The organism is Streptomyces sp. NPDC032198, from assembly GCF_040636975.1.
Taxonomy (GTDB): Bacteria; Actinomycetota; Actinomycetes; order Streptomycetales; family Streptomycetaceae; genus Streptomyces.
Map to the genome: position 1 here is coordinate 225,300 of NZ_JBEZVL010000002.1, position 16,855 is coordinate 242,154.

Below are 16,855 nucleotides of genomic sequence, written 5' to 3' on the forward strand. Positions count from 1 at the left end.
TGTGTTCCGGGGGCGGTGGGCACCGGTCACTTCTTGTTGCCAACCCCGCCACTGTTTAGTCTGTTGTGGAGCGCCGGGGGGGGGGGGTGCTTTATAACCACCCAAACCCCCCCCCCCCCCCCCCCCCCCCACCCGACACTCACCAGCGGTGGCAGACTCCCACAAGGGAGCCCGCGCCACTACGAGGGAAGCCCGCGCCACCCCTCCGGGTCCACTCCGCCCGGCACGGGAGTCCCGGCGTCGTACGGCTCCCGGGTGAAGAAGAACGACCCCAGGTCGAGATGGCTCACCGACCCGTCGGGCCGCCGCACTGCCTGCAGCCGCTCCCCGGCGAAGTAGCCGTCGAGCCCGATCCAGGCGCCCTTCCCGTCCGGCCGGAACCCTGAACCCCGGCCATAGCCCGTGAGGGGCGCCAACTCGAGCGCTCCGTCGGCCTGCGGTCGCAGCACGAAGGTGCTCGTCCCCCAGTACCAGGGCCCCGCCAGCTCCAGCAGACCCTCGTCCAGCTCGGGCAGGGGGCGCCAGGGCTCGGGGATACGGGGCTCGGCATCGGCGACGATCTTCAGCAGGTCGAAGGCCAATGCCGTCACGGCGGGGCCGGAGGTGCAGTTGGTCAGCGTGATCGCCACCAGACCGTCCGCCTCACTCGCCCACAGCCCGGCCATGAAGCCCGGCAGCGAGCCCCCGTGCCCGACCAGGGTGCGCCCGTCCCCACGGATCAGCTGCGTCCCCAGGCCGTACGTCACGTCCCAGTCCCCCGGGCCCAGAGGCGACGCGGGCGCCCGCATCTCCCGCACCGTGTCGGCGGACAGGACCCGGTCGTCGCCCGCCAGGAGGAAGGCGGCGAAGCGCCCCAGATCCGCCGTCGTGGACCACAGCTGCCCGGCCGGAGCCATGAGGCCCAGGTCCTCGGCGGGCTCGGGCATCATCACGTCCGCCCACGGGTGGACGGCCCAGCCACCCGCATGCGGGGCCTGCGGCTGCGCACTCGTACGGTCCAGGCCCAGGGGCTCGAGGATCTCGCGCCGCAGCACGGCTTCCCAGGAGTCTCCCCGCAGCGCCTCGATCAGCGAACCGAGCAACGTATAGCCCGGGTTGGAGTAGTGGAACCGGCGCCCGGTGGGGTGCTTGAAGGGCTGCTCGCCAAGTACGTCCCCGAGCTCGGGGCGCTGCGAGGCAGGCGTACGCTCCCACCACTCACCGGGGGTCTCCGCCGCCAACCCACTGGTGTGCGCAAGGAGTTCCGCGATGGTGACGTCACCCGCGGCGGTCCCAGGAAGGTGCTTCTCCAGGGGGTCGGAAAGGTCGAGGGCGCCCTCGTCGCGCAGCCGCATCACCAGCACGGCGGTGAAGGTCTTGGTGATCGAGCCGATGCGGTACTGGACGTCCTCGTCCGGTGCGTGCCCCTCGACGCAGGTGCGCCCCTCGGTCCACACCAACTCGCCGTCCCTGAACACCGAGGCGACGAGCGAGGGCGCCCTCCCCTCCGCCTGTGCGGTGGCGACGCGGTGCAGCAGGGCTCGACGAGTGGTGGGCAACAACTCTTCACGCGGTGATGTCATGCCCCCAGTCCACCTTCGCGGGGGCCGCCCGTCGAGCGAATTCCGCCACGGGCGTTACGCGGGCCACCCGCATAAGGGCAGGTGCAGCAGGGTTTCACCGGGCCCCCGGAATACCTGCCCCCACCAAGCAGTTCAAACGATGCCCCACACAGAGCAGCGCTCTTTCCGGACGTCGGCTCCCAGAGACGGTGGGGCGACGAGGCGAGCGAAAGAGGGGCACGAGATGAAGTCCGTCATCCGGACGGCTGCCGGCGGACCCGAGGTCCTGCAGCTCGTCGAACGTCCGGTGCCCGAGCCCGGCCCGGACGAAGTACGGGTCCGGGTGCACGTCTCGGGCGTCAACCCCACCGACTGGCGCAGCCGCAGGCGCGCGCTGCCGCCGGGCATGAAGGAACAGGTGCCCCACCAGGACGGTGCCGGGGTGATCGATGCCGTCGGTTCACAGATCGACCCGGCACGGGTCGGGCAGCGGGTGTGGATCTGGGAGGCCGCGTGGGAGCGGCCCTGGGGAACGGCACAGCAGTACACGCTCGTGCCCGACCGGCATGCCGTCGCCCTGCCCGACCATGCCCCGTTCGAGCTCGGTGCGGCCCTGGGCATTCCGGCCCTGACCGCCCACCGCGCACTGACCGTTCATGACGGCGGGCCGCAGCGCATCGCGCCCGGCACCCTGCAAGGCATGACGGTCCTGGTGGCAGGCGGCGCGGGCGCGGTCGGCAACGCGGCCGTCCAACTCGCCCGCTGGGCCGGGGCGCGTGTCATCACCACGGTCAGCGGCCCCGCCAAGGCAGCGCTGGCCCGCGCGGCCGGTGCCCACCGCGTGGTCGACTACCGCACGCAGGACGCGGCAGCGGAGATCCTGGCCTTCGCCCCCAACGGCGTCGACATCATCGTGGAGGTCGCACCGGGCGCCAACACGGCTCTCGACATCGCGGTGGCCGCCCAGGGTGCTGTGGTGGCCTACTACGCGGGAGGCGAGGGCGAACAGCTCTCCGTCCCGGTGCTCTCCTCGCTGGCGGCGAACCTGCGCTGGCAGAGCGTCTTCGTCTACACCGTCCCGCCCCCCGCGAAGCAGCAGGCACTCACCGACGTCACGGCAGCCGTGGACGCGGGCGCGCTGCGCGTGGGCGAGAAGGCCGGAATGCCACTGCACCGCTTCCCCCTGAAACACACAGCCGAAGCCCACACGGCACTCGAACAGGGCGTGGTGGGGAGGGTCCTGCTCGATATCCCGTGACCGCCTAGAGCATTACGCCGACCAGCAGTCTTTGCTGACCAGCAGCCTTCAGGCTGTCCCGCGTCGTGGCAGGGCTGCGATGTGGCGTCGGGCCATTCCCCAGACCTCCTCGAACTGGTCGGAGGTCAGCTCCTCGGGGTCGTGGCCTTCCCACTCCGAGACGGGCAGTTCGGCCGTGAGTCCGAACCTGCTGTCGTACTCATCGAGGCGGCCCGCATCTTGGGCCCGCTGCCATTCGTCGAGGGCGGCCGCGGCGATCGGGGTCAGCGCAGAGCCCTGCAGCTCGATCTGCCGGGTCACCCAGCCTTCGGCGTCGACCTCGAAGTAGAACCAGATGTCTTCCTCGTCCCAGTAGCAGCGCATCCACGTCGTCATCAGCCCATGATGACGAAATCCTCGAAGCCGCCTGCGGGGTCTCGCCGCTCGTAACACCACGCTGAGCCCCGAGCACGAGGACTACCACCGAGGCCAGATCGCGCACCGATGAGTCTTCCGCGTCACGCTGGTCTGTATGCCGGACATCCACGGACGGAAGGCTGGGCCATGCGGAAACTGATCTACGGCATGAACCTGACCCTGGACGGCTACATCGCCGCGGCCGGCGACGACATCGGCTGGGGCGGGCCGCCGAGCCAGGAGCTGTTCCAGTGGTGGCTCGAGCACGAGCAGGCGAGTGGCCTGACGCTGTACGGGCGCAAGCTCTGGGAGACGATGAGCTCCTACTGGCCGACCGGCGACCAGCAGCCCGACGCCACCCCGGCGGAGATCGAGTTCGCGCGGAACTGGCGGGACACGCCGAAGGTGGTGTTCTCCTCGACGATCGACAAGGTCGACTGGAACACCCGCCTGGTCACCGGCGACGCGATCGCCGAGATCACCCGGCTCAAGGCGGAGGACGGCGGCCCCATGAACATCGGCGGCGCAACGCTCGCCGGGGCGGCCATGCGCGCCGGGCTGATCGACGAGTACGTGATCGCCACTCATCCGGTCCTGGTGGGCGGCGGCACGCCGTTCTTCACCGCGCTGGACAGCTGGGTGAACCTGAACCTGGTGGAGACGCGGACGCTTCCCGGCGGCGTGGTCCTGACGACGTACGAGACGAGGCGCTGAGCAGCAGCACCCCACGCGCCAGGGATGTCCGCACGTCGGCTACGTCTGCGCCATGTCCACGAAACGCGAGTAGTGCCCCTGGAAGGCGACCGTGATCGTCGCCGTCGGGCCGTTACGGTGCTTGCCCACGATGATGTCCGCCTCGCCCGCGCGCGGTGACTCCTTCTCATACGCGTCCTCGCGGTGCAGAAGGATCACCATGTCCGCGTCCTGCTCGATCGAGCCGGATTCACGCAGGTCGGAGACCTGGGGCTTCTTGTCGGTGCGCTGCTCGGGACCACGGTTCAGCTGCGAGAGCGCGATGACCGGAACCTCGAGCTCCTTGGCCAGCAGCTTCAAGTTTCGTGACATGTCCGAGACCTCCTGCTGACGGCTCTCGGCGCGCTTGGAACCACCGGACTGCATCAGCTGCAGATAGTCGATGATCACCATCTTGATGTCGGCGCGCTGCTTGAGGCGCCGGCACTTCGCGCGGATCTCCATCATCGACAGGTTCGGGGAGTCGTCGATGTAGAGCGGGGCCGCCGAGACCTCGGGCATCCGGCGCGCGAGCCGCGTCCAGTCCTCGTCCGTCATCGTGCCGGAGCGCATGTGGTGCAGCGCCACCCGGGCCTCCGCGGACAGCAGACGCATCGCGATCTCGTTGCGCCCCATTTCCAGGGAGAAGATGACGCTGGGCAGGTTGTGCTTGATGGACGCCGCGCGCGCGAAGTCGAGCGCCAGGGTGGACTTACCCATGGCGGGACGGGCAGCGATGACGATCATCTGGCCCGGGTGGAGGCCGTTCGTCAGCGAGTCGAAGTCGGTGAAGCCCGTCGGCACACCGGTCATCTCACCGCTGCGCGAACCGATCGCCTCGATCTCGTCGAGTGCGCCCTCCATGATGTCGCCGAGCGGCAGATAGTCCTCGCTGGTGCGCTGCTCGGTGACCGCGTAGATCTCGGCCTGGGCGCTGTTGACGATCTCGTCGACGTCGCCGTCCGCCGCGTATCCCATCTGGGTGATGCGCGTGCCCGCCTCCACGAGGCGACGCAGGACCGCCCGCTCGTGAACGATCTCCGCGTAGTACTCGGCGTTCGCCGCCGTCGGCACCGTCTGCACCAGCGTGTGCAGATACGAGGCCCCGCCGACTTTGGTGATCTCGCCGCGCTTGGTGAGCTCGGCCGCCGCGGTGATCGGGTCGGCCGGCTCCCCCTTGGCGTACAGGTCGAGGATCGCCGTGTAGATCGTCTCGTGCGCGGGCCGGTAGAAATCGTGGCCCTTGAGCACCTCGACGACATCGGCGATGGCGTCCTTGGAGAGCAGCATGCCGCCGAGCACCGACTGCTCGGCGTCGAGATCCTGCGGCGGTACGCGCTCGAAGGCCGTACCACCACCGTCCCAGCCACCGCCTTCACGGCCGCGGTCGTGCTGCTCGTCGCGGCCTCTGCCTCCGTCACGACGCTGTCGGGAGGCGGGCAGACGGTCACTGGGACCGCTGTCGGCCCAGGGGTCGTCCAAGGGCTCGGAAATACTCACCGGGCCACCTCCCTCACGTCCGCCGCGCGGACCTAGCCGTGCCCCTCTTTCTTACGGCACGACACTGACAAATAAGCGACCCAACTCCGGTTCCGACGCGTCGGATTTTCGGGCTTTCCGAGGCAGGATCACGAGGGGGGCGCCGCACCACGGTAGGCCCGCGGCCACCGTCAGCCAATCTGGTTATCCACAGGCGGTGTGGATGACGGGCGCGTTGCTGTGGAGAACCCCGCCAAACCTGTGCACGGCTCGGTGGACAGGCCTGTGAACAAGCACTCAACCTACGCCAGAAACCCACCCTGACCTGCAGCTTTCGCATCCACCGGCTGTGCAGAAGAAAAACTTCCCCAGTCGGCCCAAGATCGTGCCGAACAGCGCCTCGAAGAGTGTCCGACTCGAGACCCGGTAAGGGTCCTAGAGGCATTGCATCTCTTACCTGTGGAAGATTAGATTGGTGTGCATGACACAGGCTCCCGCGGCGACCAAGGCCGCTCGGCGACAGCATGACCGAGAGATCATCGCCCTCGCCGTTCCCGCCTTCGGCGCACTCGTCGCCGAGCCTCTCTTCGTGATGGCCGACAGCGCCATCGTGGGCCACCTCGGCACCGCACAACTGGCCGGACTCGGAGTGGCCTCGGCGCTCCTCACCACCGCCGTGAGCGTCTTCGTCTTCCTCGCCTACGCGACCACGGCGGCCGTCGCCCGCCGGGTGGGCGCCGGAGATCTCCAGGCCGCTATCCGCCAGGGCATGGACGGCATCTGGCTGGCCCTCCTGCTCGGCGCCGCCGTCATCGCCGTCGTCCTGCCCGCCGCACCCTCGATCGTGGAGCTCTTCGGCGCCTCGGACACCGCGGCCCCGTACGCGATCACGTATCTGCGCATCTCCTCGCTCGGCATCCCCGCCATGCTCGTCGTGCTCGCCTCCACCGGTGTCCTGCGCGGACTGCAGGACACGAAGACCCCGCTGTACGTGGCGATCGGCGGCTTCGTCGCCAACGGCGTCCTGAACGTTGCCCTCGTCTACGGCGCCGGTCTGGGCATCGCCGGTTCTGCCTGGGGCACCGTCATCGCCCAGTGCGCGATGGCCGCCGTGTACCTCTTCGTCGTCGTCCGCGGAGCCAAGCGCCATGGCGCCTCCCTGCGCCCCGACGCCGCCGGCATCAGGGCCTGCGCCCAAGCCGGCGCCCCGCTCCTCGTCCGTACGCTCTCGCTGCGGGCCATCCTGATGATCGCGACCGCGGTGGCGGCCCGCCTCGGCGACGCCGATGTGGCCGCCCACCAGATCATCCTGTCCCTGTGGAGCCTGCTGGCCTTCGCACTCGACGCCATCGCCATCGCCGGCCAGGCGATCATCGGCCGCTACCTGGGCGCGAACGATCCCCAGGGCGCCCGCGACGTCTGCCGCCGCATGGTGCAGTGGGGCATCGCGTCGGGGGTCGCGCTCGGCGTACTGGTGGTCCTGGCCCGGCCGCTGTTCATCCCGCTCTTCTCCAGCGACTCCGTCGTCCAGGACGCGGCCCTGCCCGCACTTGTGGTGGTGGCCATCTCCCAGCCGATCTGCGGCATCGTCTATGTCCTCGACGGCGTCCTGATGGGAGCGGGAGACGGCCCGTATCTGGCCTGGGCGATGCTGGCCACACTGGCGGTCTTCGCTCCGGTGGCGCTCCTCGTGCCCACCCTCGGGGGCGGACTGACCGCCGTCTGGGCAGCGATGGCCCTGATGATGGCGGTCCGCATGGTGACTCTCTGGCTGCGCACACGCTCCGGCCACTGGATCGTCACCGGCGCCACCCGCTGACCCTGACGAGCTGAACACCGCCCCACGTGTTTCACGTGAAACAGCGGCCGTGAAACAGCGTCCGAGAAACACGTTGGGCCGCACCCTGAGGGTGCGGCCCAACGGTTGCTTCAGCTCTGCCAAGCGCAGTGCTTAGGCGGAGACGACCTCGATGTTGACCTGAGCGGCAACCTCGGGGTGCAGACGCACGGACGTCGCGTGGGCGCCCAGCGTCTTGATCGGCGAGCCCAGCTCGACACGACGCTTGTCGATCTTCGGACCACCAGCGGCCTCGATCGCCGAAGCGACGTCAGCCGGGGTGACGGAACCGAAGAGACGACCGGCGTCGCCGGAGCGGACGGCCAGACGGACCTTGACGCCCTCGAGCTTGGCCTTGACCTCGTTGGCCTGCTCGATGGTCGCGATCTCGTGGATCTTGCGAGCACGACGGATCTGCTCGACGTCCTTCTCGCCACCCTTGGTCCAGCGGATCGCAAAGCTCCGCGGGATCAGGTAGTTGCGGGCGTAGCCGTCCTTGACGTCTACGACCTCGCCGGCGGCACCGAGGCCGGAGACCTCGTGGGTGAGGATGATCTTCATTTGTCGGTCACCCTTCCCTTATCGCGCGGTGGACGTGTAGGGCAGCAGCGCCATCTCACGGCTGTTCTTCACGGCCGTGGCGACGTCACGCTGGTGCTGCGTGCAGTTGCCGGTCACGCGGCGGGCACGGATCTTGCCGCGGTCGGAAATGAACTTCCGCAGCATGTTCGTGTCCTTGTAGTCCACGTACGTGACCTTGTCCTTGCAGAATGCGCAGACCTTCTTCTTAGGCTTGCGCACAGGCGGCTTCGCCATGTGTTCTCTCCTGTTTGATCAAGAAGTGTGGGAACGGCCCACCCTTGGCCTGAGGCCTAGAAGGGAGGCTCGTCCGAGTAGCCGCCGCCGGAGCCGCCGGAGCCGCCGGAGCTTCCGCCCCAGCCACCGCCGCCGCCCTGCTGCTGGCCGCCGCCGGCCGGCGCACTGGTCGCCCAGGGGTCGTCGGCGGGGGCACCGCCGCCACCCTGAGGCTGACCGCCACCGGAGCCGCCGCCCCAGTTGCCGCCGCCCTGCTGGCCGCCGCCACCGCCGCCGAATCCGCCGCCGCCCTGGCCACCGCGACCGGTGGTCTTGGTGACCTTGGCCGTGGCGTTCTTCAAGCTGGCGCCGACTTCCTCGACGTCCAGCTCGTAGACCGTGCGCTTGATGCCCTCACGGTCCTCGTAGGACCGCTGCTTCAACCGGCCCTGCACGACGACGCGCATGCCTCGCTGAAGCGACTCCGCGACGTTCTCCGCCGCCTGACGCCAGACCGAGCAGGTGAGGAAGAGGCTTTCGCCGTCCTTCCACTCATTGGTCTGGCGGTCGAAGGTGCGGGGAGTGGACGCGACACGGAACTTCGCGACCGCCGCACCGGAGGGGGTGAAGCGCAGCTCGGGGTCGTCGACAAGATTGCCGACGACCGTGATGACGGTCTCGCCTGCCATGGGGGAACCTCTCGGCGGGTTTGCTGCTGGCTGCTTTTGCTGCTGCTACTCGGATCCCGAGTACCGCTGAGCTAGGAAGCTCAGTGGGTCTCGGGACGGAGGACCTTGGTCCGGAGGACCGACTCGTTCAGGTTCATCTGGCGGTCGAGCTCCTTGACGACCGCAGGCTCGGCCTGCAGGTCGATGACCGAGTAGATGCCCTCGGGCTTCTTCTTGATCTCGTACGAGAGACGACGACGGCCCCAGGTGTCGACCTTCTCGACCTTTCCGTTGCCCTCACGGACGACGGAGAGGAAGTTCTCGATCAACGGGGAGACAGCGCGCTCCTCGAGATCGGGGTCGAGGATGACCATCACTTCGTAGTGACGCATGTGGAACCCACCTCCTTTGGACTCAGCGGCCACGGTCGTTCCGTGGCAGGAGGGTCGTGATGCGTACGCAACGGTATCGGCAGCCACTGACAATCGGGCGTCCCGGCCGTTGGACCGATCGGGAAGCCCTGCCATGGCATGGGCAGACACCGGTGCAGACGGTACACACTACCCGCACCTGGGCTTCCGGTTGAAATCCGGCGGGCGACGGGCAGAATCTGTACACATCGGGTGTGTATGGCGCTACGATGCGCCGCCTTCCGCAGGAGGTGCCTTATGGCACAGGTATTGCGACCGAACACCGCTGGTTCTCTCTTCGCCACGGACGGCAAGGCCCATCCCATGCAGGACACGCTTCTCGGCCTGACCCTCGTCCTGGGTGCGATCGCCTTCGTCACGGCGATGTTCCACAACCTCCACCTGCTCAGCTCCTGGGCCGGCCTGGCGGGGATCGCCACGGGTGCGTGGGGACAGTTCATCTCCGAGACGACCCGCGAACGCTTCGGCCTGATCCTCGGCCTCGGTGCATCGGCGGTCGGATTCTTCCTGGGTATGGCCCACGGAGGACTCTTCGGCGGGCTCTGGTAGCCGCCCCTTGACGCCCCCGGCGCGCATAGGCCGGGGGCCAAGGTTCCGTACGCCCAGACGGGGCGCTCTCGGGGCACAGTAGGCTTCGGCGCGAGAGCCGGAGCCCTTGTACCCATGGGGACACACCAGCCCGAGGAGCGCCCCGAATGAGTCTGACCCTGAGGACCATCAGTCGCGAGCAGCATCTGGCGTATATCCAGAGCCTGCCGTCGGCAAGTCATTGCCAGGTCCCCGCATGGGCGGATGTGAAGAGTGAATGGCGTTCGGAGAACCTGGGCTGGTTCGACGACCGGACCGGCGAACTCGTCGGTGCGGGCCTGGTGCTCTACCGACAGCTGCCCAAGGTGAAGCGCTACCTCGCCTACCTTCCCGAGGGCCCGGTCATCAATTGGTACGCACCCAATCTGGACGACTGGCTGCAGCCGATGCTCGCGCATCTGAAGCGGCAGGGTGCCTTCTCCGTGAAGATGGGCCCGCCGGTCGTCATCCGGCGCTGGGACGCTCCCGCGATCAAGTCGGGCATCCAGAACCCCGACGTGAAGCGACTGCGGGACGTCGAGGCCTCGCACATCGAGCCGCGTGCCTTCGAGGTCTCCGACCGGCTGCGGAAGATGGGCTGGCAGCAGGGCGAGGACGGCGGCGCCGGCTTCGGTGACGTACAGCCGCGTTATGTCTTCCAGGTTCCGCTGGCCAACCGCTCCCTGGACGAAGTCCTCAAGGGCTTCAACCAGCTGTGGCGACGCAATATCAAGAAGGCCGAAAAGGCCGGCGTCGAAGTCGTCCAGGGCGGTTACGAGGACCTCGCCGAATGGCAGCGCCTTTACGAGATCACCGCGATCCGCGACAAGTTCCGTCCGAGGCCGCTGGGTTACTTCCAGCAGATGTGGCGGGCCCTCAACTCCGAGGACCCCAACCGCATGCGGCTGTACTTCGCGCGGCACAACGGCGTGAACCTGTCCGCGGCCACCATGCTCGTCGTGGGCGGGCATGTCTGGTACTCCTACGGCGCTTCGGACAACATCGGACGTGAGGTCAGGCCCTCGAACGCGATGCAGTGGCGGATGCTCCGGGACGCCTACGCGCTCGGCGCCACCGTCTATGACCTGCGGGGCATCTCCGACTCTCTGGACGAGACGGACCACCTCTTCGGACTGATTCAGTTCAAGGTGGGCACGGGTGGAGAGGCTGTCGAGTACATCGGCGAGTGGGACTTCCCGCTCAACAAGCTGCTCCACAAGGCGCTCGACATCTACATGTCGCGCCGCTGACCGCGCTGCCCCGGCACAATTCGCACCACCGCAAATAGTCTTCATACCTCTGATACACCGCAGCCACTAGAAAGGTTCCGGGATCCGGCCATGGCGCTCACGCTCTATGTCGACACCGCGCGCTGGCGGGCACACCACAAGCACGTGCTGGAGCAGTTCCCGGGAATCGTCCCGGTCTGCAAGGGCAACGGCTATGGCTTCGGTCATGAGCGCCTCGCGGAAGAAGCGACCCGCTTCGGCTCCGACGTCCTCGCCGTCGGCACCACGTACGAAGCCGCCCGGATCAAGGACTGGTTCAGCGGTGATCTGCTGGTCCTGACCCCGTTCCGGCGGGGCGAGGAGCCCGTGCCGCTGCCCGACCGCGTCATCCGCTCCGTATCGTCCCTGGACGGCGTACACGGCCTCGTGGGCGCCCGCGTCGTCATCGAGGTCATGTCCTCGATGAAGCGGCACGGCGTGAGCGAGCAGGAGCTCTCACAGCTGCACGCGGCCATCGAGGACGTACGGCTCGAGGGCTTCGCCATCCACCTGCCGCTGGACCGCACCGACGGCTCGGATGCCGTCGAGGAGGTCATCGGCTGGATGGACCGGCTGCGTGCCGCCCGTCTTCCGCTGCACACGATGTTCGTCAGCCACCTCAAGGCCAACGAACTCGCCCGCCTGCAGCAGCAGTTCCCGCAGACGCGCTTCCGCGCCCGCATCGGCACGCATCTGTGGCTGGGTGACCATGAGGCCACCGAGTACCGCGGCGCCGTCCTGGACGTCACGCAGGTGGCCAAGGGCGACCGCTTCGGCTACCGCCAGCAGAAGGTCGCGTCCGACGGCTGGCTGGTCGTCGTCGCGGGCGGCACCTCGCACGGCGTCGGCCTGGAGGCCCCGAAGGCACTGCACGGCATGGTGCCGCGGGCGAAGGGCGTGGCCCGCGCGGGCCTCGCGACCGTCAACCGCAACCTCTCGCCGTTCGTCTGGGGCGGCAAGCAGCGCTGGTTCGCGGAGCCGCCGCACATGCAGGTCTCCATCCTCTTCGTGCCCTCGGACGCACCCGAGCCGAAGGTGGGCGAGGAACTGGTGGCCCATCTGCGGCACACCACCACGCAGTTCGACCGCATCGTCGACCGCTGATCGCAGCGGGTCCGACTCAGGCACGGCCACAGACTGAAGGGCCGGGAGCGACGCTTGTCGCTCCCGGCCCTTCAGTCGTTCCTTGCCGCCCCCGCGACCAGGCCTGTTCGCTCAGGGTGAAACGTCAGTAGAGGTCGAGCCCCACCGCACCTGAGGCCTCTCTGTCGCGTGCACCGCATGCCGGGGCGGATGAGCCGCCTGGCCGAGGACGAAGACGTCCTCCGCGCCGTCCAGGACGCCTCCTGAGGGGTCATCGTCACCGGACCGCCGTACCGGGTCCCTCTCCGGCATCAGGATGTCGCGTACGACCACGGCGCACAGGTACAGCGTCCCCAGCAGGTGCACCACGATGGCGAGTTGATACCCCTCGGTCGGCAGTCCCTTGTGGGCCTCTCCGCTTGTCGTGTACGCGAGGTACAGCCAGATCCCCAGGAAATACGCGACCTCGCACGCCTGCCAGATCAAGAAGTCACGCCAGCGCGGCCGGGCCAGCGCGGCGAGGGGGATCAGCCACAGTACGTACTGCGGCGAGTAGACCTTGTTGGTGAGGATGAACGCGGCGACCACCAGGAAGGCCAGCTGCGCGAAGCGCGGGCGGCGCGGCGCGGTCAGGCCCAGCGCGCCGACACCGAGGCAGGCGAGGAGCATCAGCGCCGTCGCCAGGGTGTTGACCGTGTCCGTGGACAGCGGGTCGTCCATGCGCTGCGAGAGGACCAGCCAGAACGACCCGAAGTCGACGCCCCGCTCCTGGCTGAAGGTGTAGAACTTCGCCCAGCCCTCGCGGATGTGGAAGCCCGTCGCGTCGTGCGTGATCATCACGGGCAGGTTCACCACGAGCCAGGCGCCGACCGCGGCCCCGGCCGTCACGCAGAAGGCCCGCCAGCGCCCCGCCCGCCAGCACAGGATGAGCAGCGGGCCCAGGAGCAGCGCCGGATAGAGCTTCGCGGCGGTCGCCAGGCCCAGCAGGACACCGGCGGCGAACTTCCCCCCGCGCGCCCACATCAGCATCGCGGCGGCTGTGAGAGCGACGGCGAAGAGGTCCCAGTTGATGGTGGCGGTCAACGCGAAGGCGGGCGCCAGGGCGACCATCAGGCCGTCCCAGGGGCGGCGCCTGTGGGTGCGGGCGACGCAGACGGCGATGACCGCCGTACAGGCCATCAGCATCCCGGCATTGACCATCCAGTAGAACTTCTCCTGGTGCTGGATGCTGCCGCTACCCGGCGTCAGCCAGGAGGCCACCTCCATGAACACACCGGTCAGCACCGGGTATTCGAGGTACTCCATGTCGCCGGGCAGCTTGTCGAAGTAGGGCACGAGCCCGTCGGCGAAGCCACGCCCCTGGTAGAGGTGCGGGATGTCGGAGTAGCAGGCGTGCGTGTACTGCGAGCTCGCACCCTGGAACCAGGCGCCGTCGTAACACGGCATCTTCTGCACCATGCCGAGCGCGAACATCCCGATGGCCACGAGCGCGATGACGCGCACGGGAGTCCACCATGTCGCCGCGTACAGCACTCTGCGGCCGATGGGTCCGCCGATCAGCTCGCTGCCAGCCGCGGCGACCTCATCCTCCTTGGTCGGCCGTACGGGCTCGGGCTGCTGCGCACTAGTGGTCTTGTGCACGCTCGTGCGCGTCGTCTCTGCACTGGGCATGCCGCACATCCTGCCGTACGCACCTGAGAACGCGGCGAGGGCCGCCACACCGGTCCGGTGTGGCGGCCCTCGTCAGCGCTCGGCGGCGCATGTTTCACGTGAAACAGTGCGTTTCACGTGAAACACACTCACGGGGAACGCGGTCAGCCTGACGGGCCTCCGAAGATCCCGCCATTGCCGTTGCCGTTATTTCCTCCACCACCGGTCGGCTCGTCCGTGGCCGGTGGCGACTCCCCGCCGGTGCTTCCGTCGGTGGCGCCACCGTCCGCCTGGCCGCCGTTGTTGTTGCACTGCCAGTCCCAGTCGGCACAGGACTCACCGGGGTCAGGGGTATCCGACGGACTCGGTGAAGGCCCGGTGTCCGAGGGGGTTGGCGAAGGAGACTTCTCCGGCTCCTCAGTCTTGGACGGAGTCGGGCTCGGGGCAGGCGGCGGAGTCTCACCCACAACCGAACCGATCGGCGCCGGGACCGGGAAGTTGATCACACGCTGGCCCTTCAGGGCTTGCTGCATGTAGTCCTTCCAGATCTGCGCGGGGAACGAGGCGCCGTGGATCTTCTCCTCGCCACCCGTGCCGAACATCTCCAGGAACTCGCGCTTCTTGCTCCCCTCGTTGTCATCGAGGCGGTACATGCTGATCGCGGTCGACAACTGCGGGGTGTACCCGACGAACCAGGCGGACTTGTTGCCGTCGGTCGTACCGGTCTTGCCCGCCACCTGGCGACCACTCAGCTGGGCCGAGGTACCTGTGCCCTTCTCGACGACGGTCCTGAGCACGTCGGTGACGTTGTCGGCGACCTCCTTGTCGAAGGCCCGCTTCGGGGGCACCTTGTGCTGGTAGACGGTGTTGCCCTTGTACTCGACTTCCTTCACCGAGTACGGATCGTTCTGCTTGCCGCTGGCCGCGAAGGTGGAGTACGCGCCGGCCATGCGGATCGCGCTCGGAGAGGACGTACCGAGGGAGAAGGACGGGTAGTTGGCACTGGCCAGGCTCTTCTCCTTGATGCCGGAGGCGATGGCCGCCTCCTTCACCTTGTCCAGGCCAACATCCATACCGAGCTGCACATAGGCCGAGTTGACGGACTCCCGCATCGCTTCACGCAGGTCGATCTGGTAGGTCGGCGGGTTGTAGTCCTGGTCACCGTCGTTGGTCTGCAGCCACTCCTTGCCCTCTCGGTCCTTCCAGACCGTGCCGTCGTAGTTCTGGATCTTGAGCTTGTTCTTGCCGCTGTAGAGACTCTTGGGGTTGACGATCGTCCGCTGGTCCTCGCCCTGGTCCGCCAACCCGTCAGGGTCGCGCGTTCCGTCCTTGAACGCCGCTGCCAGCACGAAGGGCTTGAACGTCGAACCGACCTGCGCACCGGTCTGGTCCGCGTTATTGGTGAAGTGCTTGGTCGCGTCCTCGCCGCCGTAAATGGCCTCGATCGCGCCGTCCTTGGGATTGACGGACGCGCCACCGAACTGGACGTGTGTGTCCTTGTCCGGCCGCTGCTTGGGCTTGATCTTCGCCTTGCGGACCTTCTCCACGGACTTCTCGAGCTTCATGACCTTGCTCTTGTCGAAGGTCGTGTGAATCTCGTAGCCGCCCTGCTGAAGGTCGTTGGCCGTGATCTGGCCGTTGCTGTTGTTGATCACATACGCCTTGGCCAGGTCGACCAGATAACCGACCTGACCACCCAGCTGGGCGTTGGAACGGGGGTTCTCCAACGTCGGGAACTTCCTGTACTTGTCCCGAACCTCGGCGGTCAGGTGACCGTCCTTGACCTCTTCGTCGAGGATCCAGTTCCAGCGCTTCTTGGCCCTCGCGGTGTTGGCATCACGAGTGGCCGCAGGGTCGACCTCAGGGGATCCCGCCGGGTCGTAGTACGTGGCGCCCTTGAGCACCGTCGCCAGGAGCGCGCACTGGCTCGGGTCCAGGTCCTTGGCGTCCTCGCCGAAGTAGGCGCGGGCGGCGGCCTGGATTCCATAGGCCCCACGTCCGTAGTAGGCGGTGTTGAGGTACCCCGCCATGATCTTCTCTTTGGACTCGGTCCGGCCGACCTTTATGGAGATGAAGAGCTCTTTGAACTTACGCGTGAACGTCTGCGACTGGTCGCCCAGGCGCGCGTTCTTCACGTACTGCTGAGTGATGGTCGAGCCACCCTGGGTCTCGCCGCCCTTGGCCATGTTGACCAGAGCACGCGTGATGCCCATGGGGTCGACGCCCTTGTCGTCCTCGAACGACTTGTTCTCGGCCGAGATGACGGCGGTGCGCATCTCCTCGGGGATCTTGTCGTAGTCGATGATCTGGCGGTTCGTCTCACCACCGGTCGCGACCATCTGCTTGCCGTTGGCCCAGTAATAGACGTTGTTCTGCGCCTTGGCCGCTTCGTCGACCTTCGGCACCTCCACCAGGGCGTACGCGATCCCCGTGACCGCCATCAGGCTGCCGAGGAACCCGACGAACAGGCCGGTGACAAGGCGCCACGACGGCACCCAGCGCCGCAGGCCGTCCTTGTCCGCGCGCGGGTAGTCGATGAACCTCTTCTTCCGGGGCTCATGGCCGCCACGGCCTCGTCCACGGCCGGGCCCGTTCGGGCCACCGCCACCGCGACGACCGCCGCCACCGGCGCCTCCGCGCCCGGCTCCGGCCCCGTCGGCCGCTCTGCGGCGGCCTCCGCCCGCGCCGGCAGCACCACTGCGCTGCGCGGCACGCCGGGCTTCGGCACGGCCGCCGTAGGAACGGTCCCCGTCATCAGGGGCCCCCGCTCCGTGCGAGCCGGTTGAGGAAGTGGGCGATCCAGTGGCTCCACGCGGTGCCGCGCGGCGGCCCGACGACGGGCCTGGGACGCCGCGTCTGGCCGCGGCGCGTCCGCCGCCCTGCGGCTGCGGCGGTTTGCGACGGTGCTCGCTCATCGAACGATTACTCCTCGGGCAGGCGCAGGTATCCGCGCCTGGAAACGGCGGCTGGTTTCCGGTCCCCCCGAAGTACGGATGCGCCCATCCCCGCGCTCACCCGCACTACACCAGGGTCAACGACGCCCTCACGCGTCACTTGGTTCCCGGCGGTCTGCATGGCGCACAGACTACGCACCGTCAAAACCCTCTTAGGACCGAAGTTCACCCCAAATCAGGCAAGTTACTTCCTACG

General features: G+C 67.9%; 15 protein-coding genes. 6 read left to right on the top strand and 9 right to left on the bottom strand.

Translation table 11 applies throughout. The features are described from left to right. Nucleotides 1-179: 179 nt before the first annotated feature. Nucleotides 180-1,562, bottom strand: coding sequence for a serine hydrolase domain-containing protein (locus AB0E78_RS06195; protein ID WP_361828893.1), 1,383 nt, complete (start codon nt 1,560-1,562; stop codon nt 180-182). A 223-nt stretch (nt 1,563-1,785) separates the two neighbouring features. Here AB0E78_RS06195 and AB0E78_RS06200 point away from each other — a divergent pair, with 223 nt between their 5' ends. Continuing rightward, nucleotides 1,786-2,799 (top strand): NADPH:quinone reductase, encoded by a 1,014-nt coding sequence (locus AB0E78_RS06200; RefSeq protein ID WP_361828894.1) that lies wholly within the window; start codon nt 1,786-1,788, stop codon nt 2,797-2,799. Between the two features lie 48 nt (nt 2,800-2,847). Here the strand turns inward: AB0E78_RS06200 and AB0E78_RS06205 are convergent, their stop codons facing one another. After that, nucleotides 2,848-3,174 carry a hypothetical protein gene (locus AB0E78_RS06205; protein ID WP_361828896.1) on the bottom strand — a complete coding sequence of 109 codons (327 nt, stop codon included), beginning with the start codon at nt 3,172-3,174 and terminating at the stop codon, nt 2,848-2,850. 168 nt (nt 3,175-3,342) lie between these two features. Between AB0E78_RS06205 and AB0E78_RS06210 the strand changes: the two genes are divergently transcribed. Further along, complete coding sequence (locus AB0E78_RS06210; RefSeq protein ID WP_361828897.1) at nt 3,343-3,909, top strand: dihydrofolate reductase family protein; 567 nt, start codon at nt 3,343-3,345, stop codon at nt 3,907-3,909. A 39-nt stretch (nt 3,910-3,948) separates the two neighbouring features. Here AB0E78_RS06210 and dnaB read toward each other — a convergent pair whose 3' ends face one another. Further along, nucleotides 3,949-5,427 carry a replicative DNA helicase gene (gene dnaB, locus AB0E78_RS06215; protein WP_344525039.1) on the bottom strand — a complete coding sequence of 493 codons (1,479 nt, stop codon included), beginning with the start codon at nt 5,425-5,427 and terminating at the stop codon, nt 3,949-3,951. A 460-nt stretch (nt 5,428-5,887) separates the two neighbouring features. On the opposite strand from dnaB, the gene AB0E78_RS06220 reads away from it, so the two are divergent. Continuing rightward, the gene (locus tag AB0E78_RS06220; RefSeq protein WP_361828899.1) at nt 5,888-7,225 is read left to right on the top strand and encodes an MATE family efflux transporter; all 1,338 of its coding nucleotides are present in this window, start codon (nt 5,888-5,890) and stop codon (nt 7,223-7,225) included. Between the two features lie 132 nt (nt 7,226-7,357). Here the strand turns inward: AB0E78_RS06220 and rplI are convergent, their stop codons facing one another. The 4 genes from rplI to rpsF form a co-directional block, all read right to left on the bottom strand. Beyond that, nucleotides 7,358-7,804, bottom strand: coding sequence for a 50S ribosomal protein L9 (gene rplI / locus AB0E78_RS06225; protein ID WP_361828901.1), 447 nt, complete (start codon nt 7,802-7,804; stop codon nt 7,358-7,360). Nucleotides 7,805-7,822: 18 nt separating this feature from the next. Continuing rightward, on the bottom strand, nt 7,823-8,059 hold the full coding sequence (rpsR, locus tag AB0E78_RS06230) for a 30S ribosomal protein S18 (RefSeq protein ID WP_003949403.1): 237 nt from the start codon (nt 8,057-8,059) through the stop codon (nt 7,823-7,825). 56 nt (nt 8,060-8,115) lie between these two features. Next, entirely contained in the window at nt 8,116-8,727 is a 612-nt protein-coding gene (locus AB0E78_RS06235) for a single-stranded DNA-binding protein (RefSeq protein ID WP_361828903.1), read from the bottom strand. An 80-nt stretch (nt 8,728-8,807) separates the two neighbouring features. After that, complete coding sequence (gene rpsF / locus AB0E78_RS06240) at nt 8,808-9,098, bottom strand: 30S ribosomal protein S6 (protein WP_006604399.1); 291 nt, start codon at nt 9,096-9,098, stop codon at nt 8,808-8,810. Between the two features lie 276 nt (nt 9,099-9,374). On the opposite strand from rpsF, the gene AB0E78_RS06245 reads away from it, so the two are divergent. The 3 genes from AB0E78_RS06245 to AB0E78_RS06255 all read left to right on the top strand — a co-directional run bounded on the left by AB0E78_RS06245 (nt 9,375) and on the right by AB0E78_RS06255 (nt 12,076). Next, nucleotides 9,375-9,686: a hypothetical protein gene (locus tag AB0E78_RS06245; protein ID WP_361828906.1), complete on the top strand. Its 312-nt coding sequence runs from the start codon at nt 9,375-9,377 to the stop codon at nt 9,684-9,686. Nucleotides 9,687-9,832: 146 nt separating this feature from the next. Next, nucleotides 9,833-10,954, top strand: a complete 1,122-nt coding sequence (locus tag AB0E78_RS06250; RefSeq protein WP_361828908.1) for a peptidoglycan bridge formation glycyltransferase FemA/FemB family protein — start codon at nt 9,833-9,835, stop codon at nt 10,952-10,954. Between the two features lie 90 nt (nt 10,955-11,044). After that, a complete protein-coding gene (locus AB0E78_RS06255; protein WP_190082970.1) occupies nt 11,045-12,076 on the top strand; it encodes an alanine racemase in 1,032 nt (343 codons plus the stop codon). A 111-nt stretch (nt 12,077-12,187) separates the two neighbouring features. Here AB0E78_RS06255 and AB0E78_RS06260 read toward each other — a convergent pair whose 3' ends face one another. Both AB0E78_RS06260 and AB0E78_RS06265 read right to left on the bottom strand, forming a co-directional pair. After that, on the bottom strand, nt 12,188-13,735 hold the full coding sequence (locus AB0E78_RS06260; protein WP_361828910.1) for a glycosyltransferase 87 family protein: 1,548 nt from the start codon (nt 13,733-13,735) through the stop codon (nt 12,188-12,190). Between the two features lie 134 nt (nt 13,736-13,869). Continuing rightward, complete coding sequence (locus tag AB0E78_RS06265; protein WP_361828912.1) at nt 13,870-16,620, bottom strand: transglycosylase domain-containing protein; 2,751 nt, start codon at nt 16,618-16,620, stop codon at nt 13,870-13,872. Between the last annotated feature and the right edge of the window lie 235 nt (nt 16,621-16,855).

Excerpts from the sequence above, each read along its gene's own strand:
- AB0E78_RS06195 (WP_361828893.1), bottom strand. The coding sequence starts at position 1,562 with ATGACATCACCGCGTGAAGAGTTGTTGCCCACCACTCGTCGAGCCCTG.
- AB0E78_RS06200 (WP_361828894.1), top strand. The coding sequence starts at position 1,786 with ATGAAGTCCGTCATCCGGACGGCTGCCGGCGGACCCGAGGTCCTGCAG.
- AB0E78_RS06205 (WP_361828896.1), bottom strand. The coding sequence starts at position 3,174 with ATGACGACGTGGATGCGCTGCTACTGGGACGAGGAAGACATCTGGTTC.
- AB0E78_RS06210 (WP_361828897.1), top strand. The coding sequence starts at position 3,343 with ATGCGGAAACTGATCTACGGCATGAACCTGACCCTGGACGGCTACATC.
- AB0E78_RS06220 (WP_361828899.1), top strand. The coding sequence starts at position 5,888 with ATGACACAGGCTCCCGCGGCGACCAAGGCCGCTCGGCGACAGCATGAC.
- rplI (WP_361828901.1), bottom strand. The coding sequence starts at position 7,804 with ATGAAGATCATCCTCACCCACGAGGTCTCCGGCCTCGGTGCCGCCGGC.
- rpsR (WP_003949403.1), bottom strand. The coding sequence starts at position 8,059 with ATGGCGAAGCCGCCTGTGCGCAAGCCTAAGAAGAAGGTCTGCGCATTC.
- AB0E78_RS06235 (WP_361828903.1), bottom strand. The coding sequence starts at position 8,727 with ATGGCAGGCGAGACCGTCATCACGGTCGTCGGCAATCTTGTCGACGAC.
- rpsF (WP_006604399.1), bottom strand. The coding sequence starts at position 9,098 with ATGCGTCACTACGAAGTGATGGTCATCCTCGACCCCGATCTCGAGGAG.
- AB0E78_RS06245 (WP_361828906.1), top strand. The coding sequence starts at position 9,375 with ATGGCACAGGTATTGCGACCGAACACCGCTGGTTCTCTCTTCGCCACG.
- AB0E78_RS06250 (WP_361828908.1), top strand. The coding sequence starts at position 9,833 with ATGAGTCTGACCCTGAGGACCATCAGTCGCGAGCAGCATCTGGCGTAT.
- AB0E78_RS06255 (WP_190082970.1), top strand. The coding sequence starts at position 11,045 with ATGGCGCTCACGCTCTATGTCGACACCGCGCGCTGGCGGGCACACCAC.
- AB0E78_RS06260 (WP_361828910.1), bottom strand. The coding sequence starts at position 13,735 with ATGTGCGGCATGCCCAGTGCAGAGACGACGCGCACGAGCGTGCACAAG.
- AB0E78_RS06265 (WP_361828912.1), bottom strand. The coding sequence starts at position 16,620 with ATGAGCGAGCACCGTCGCAAACCGCCGCAGCCGCAGGGCGGCGGACGC.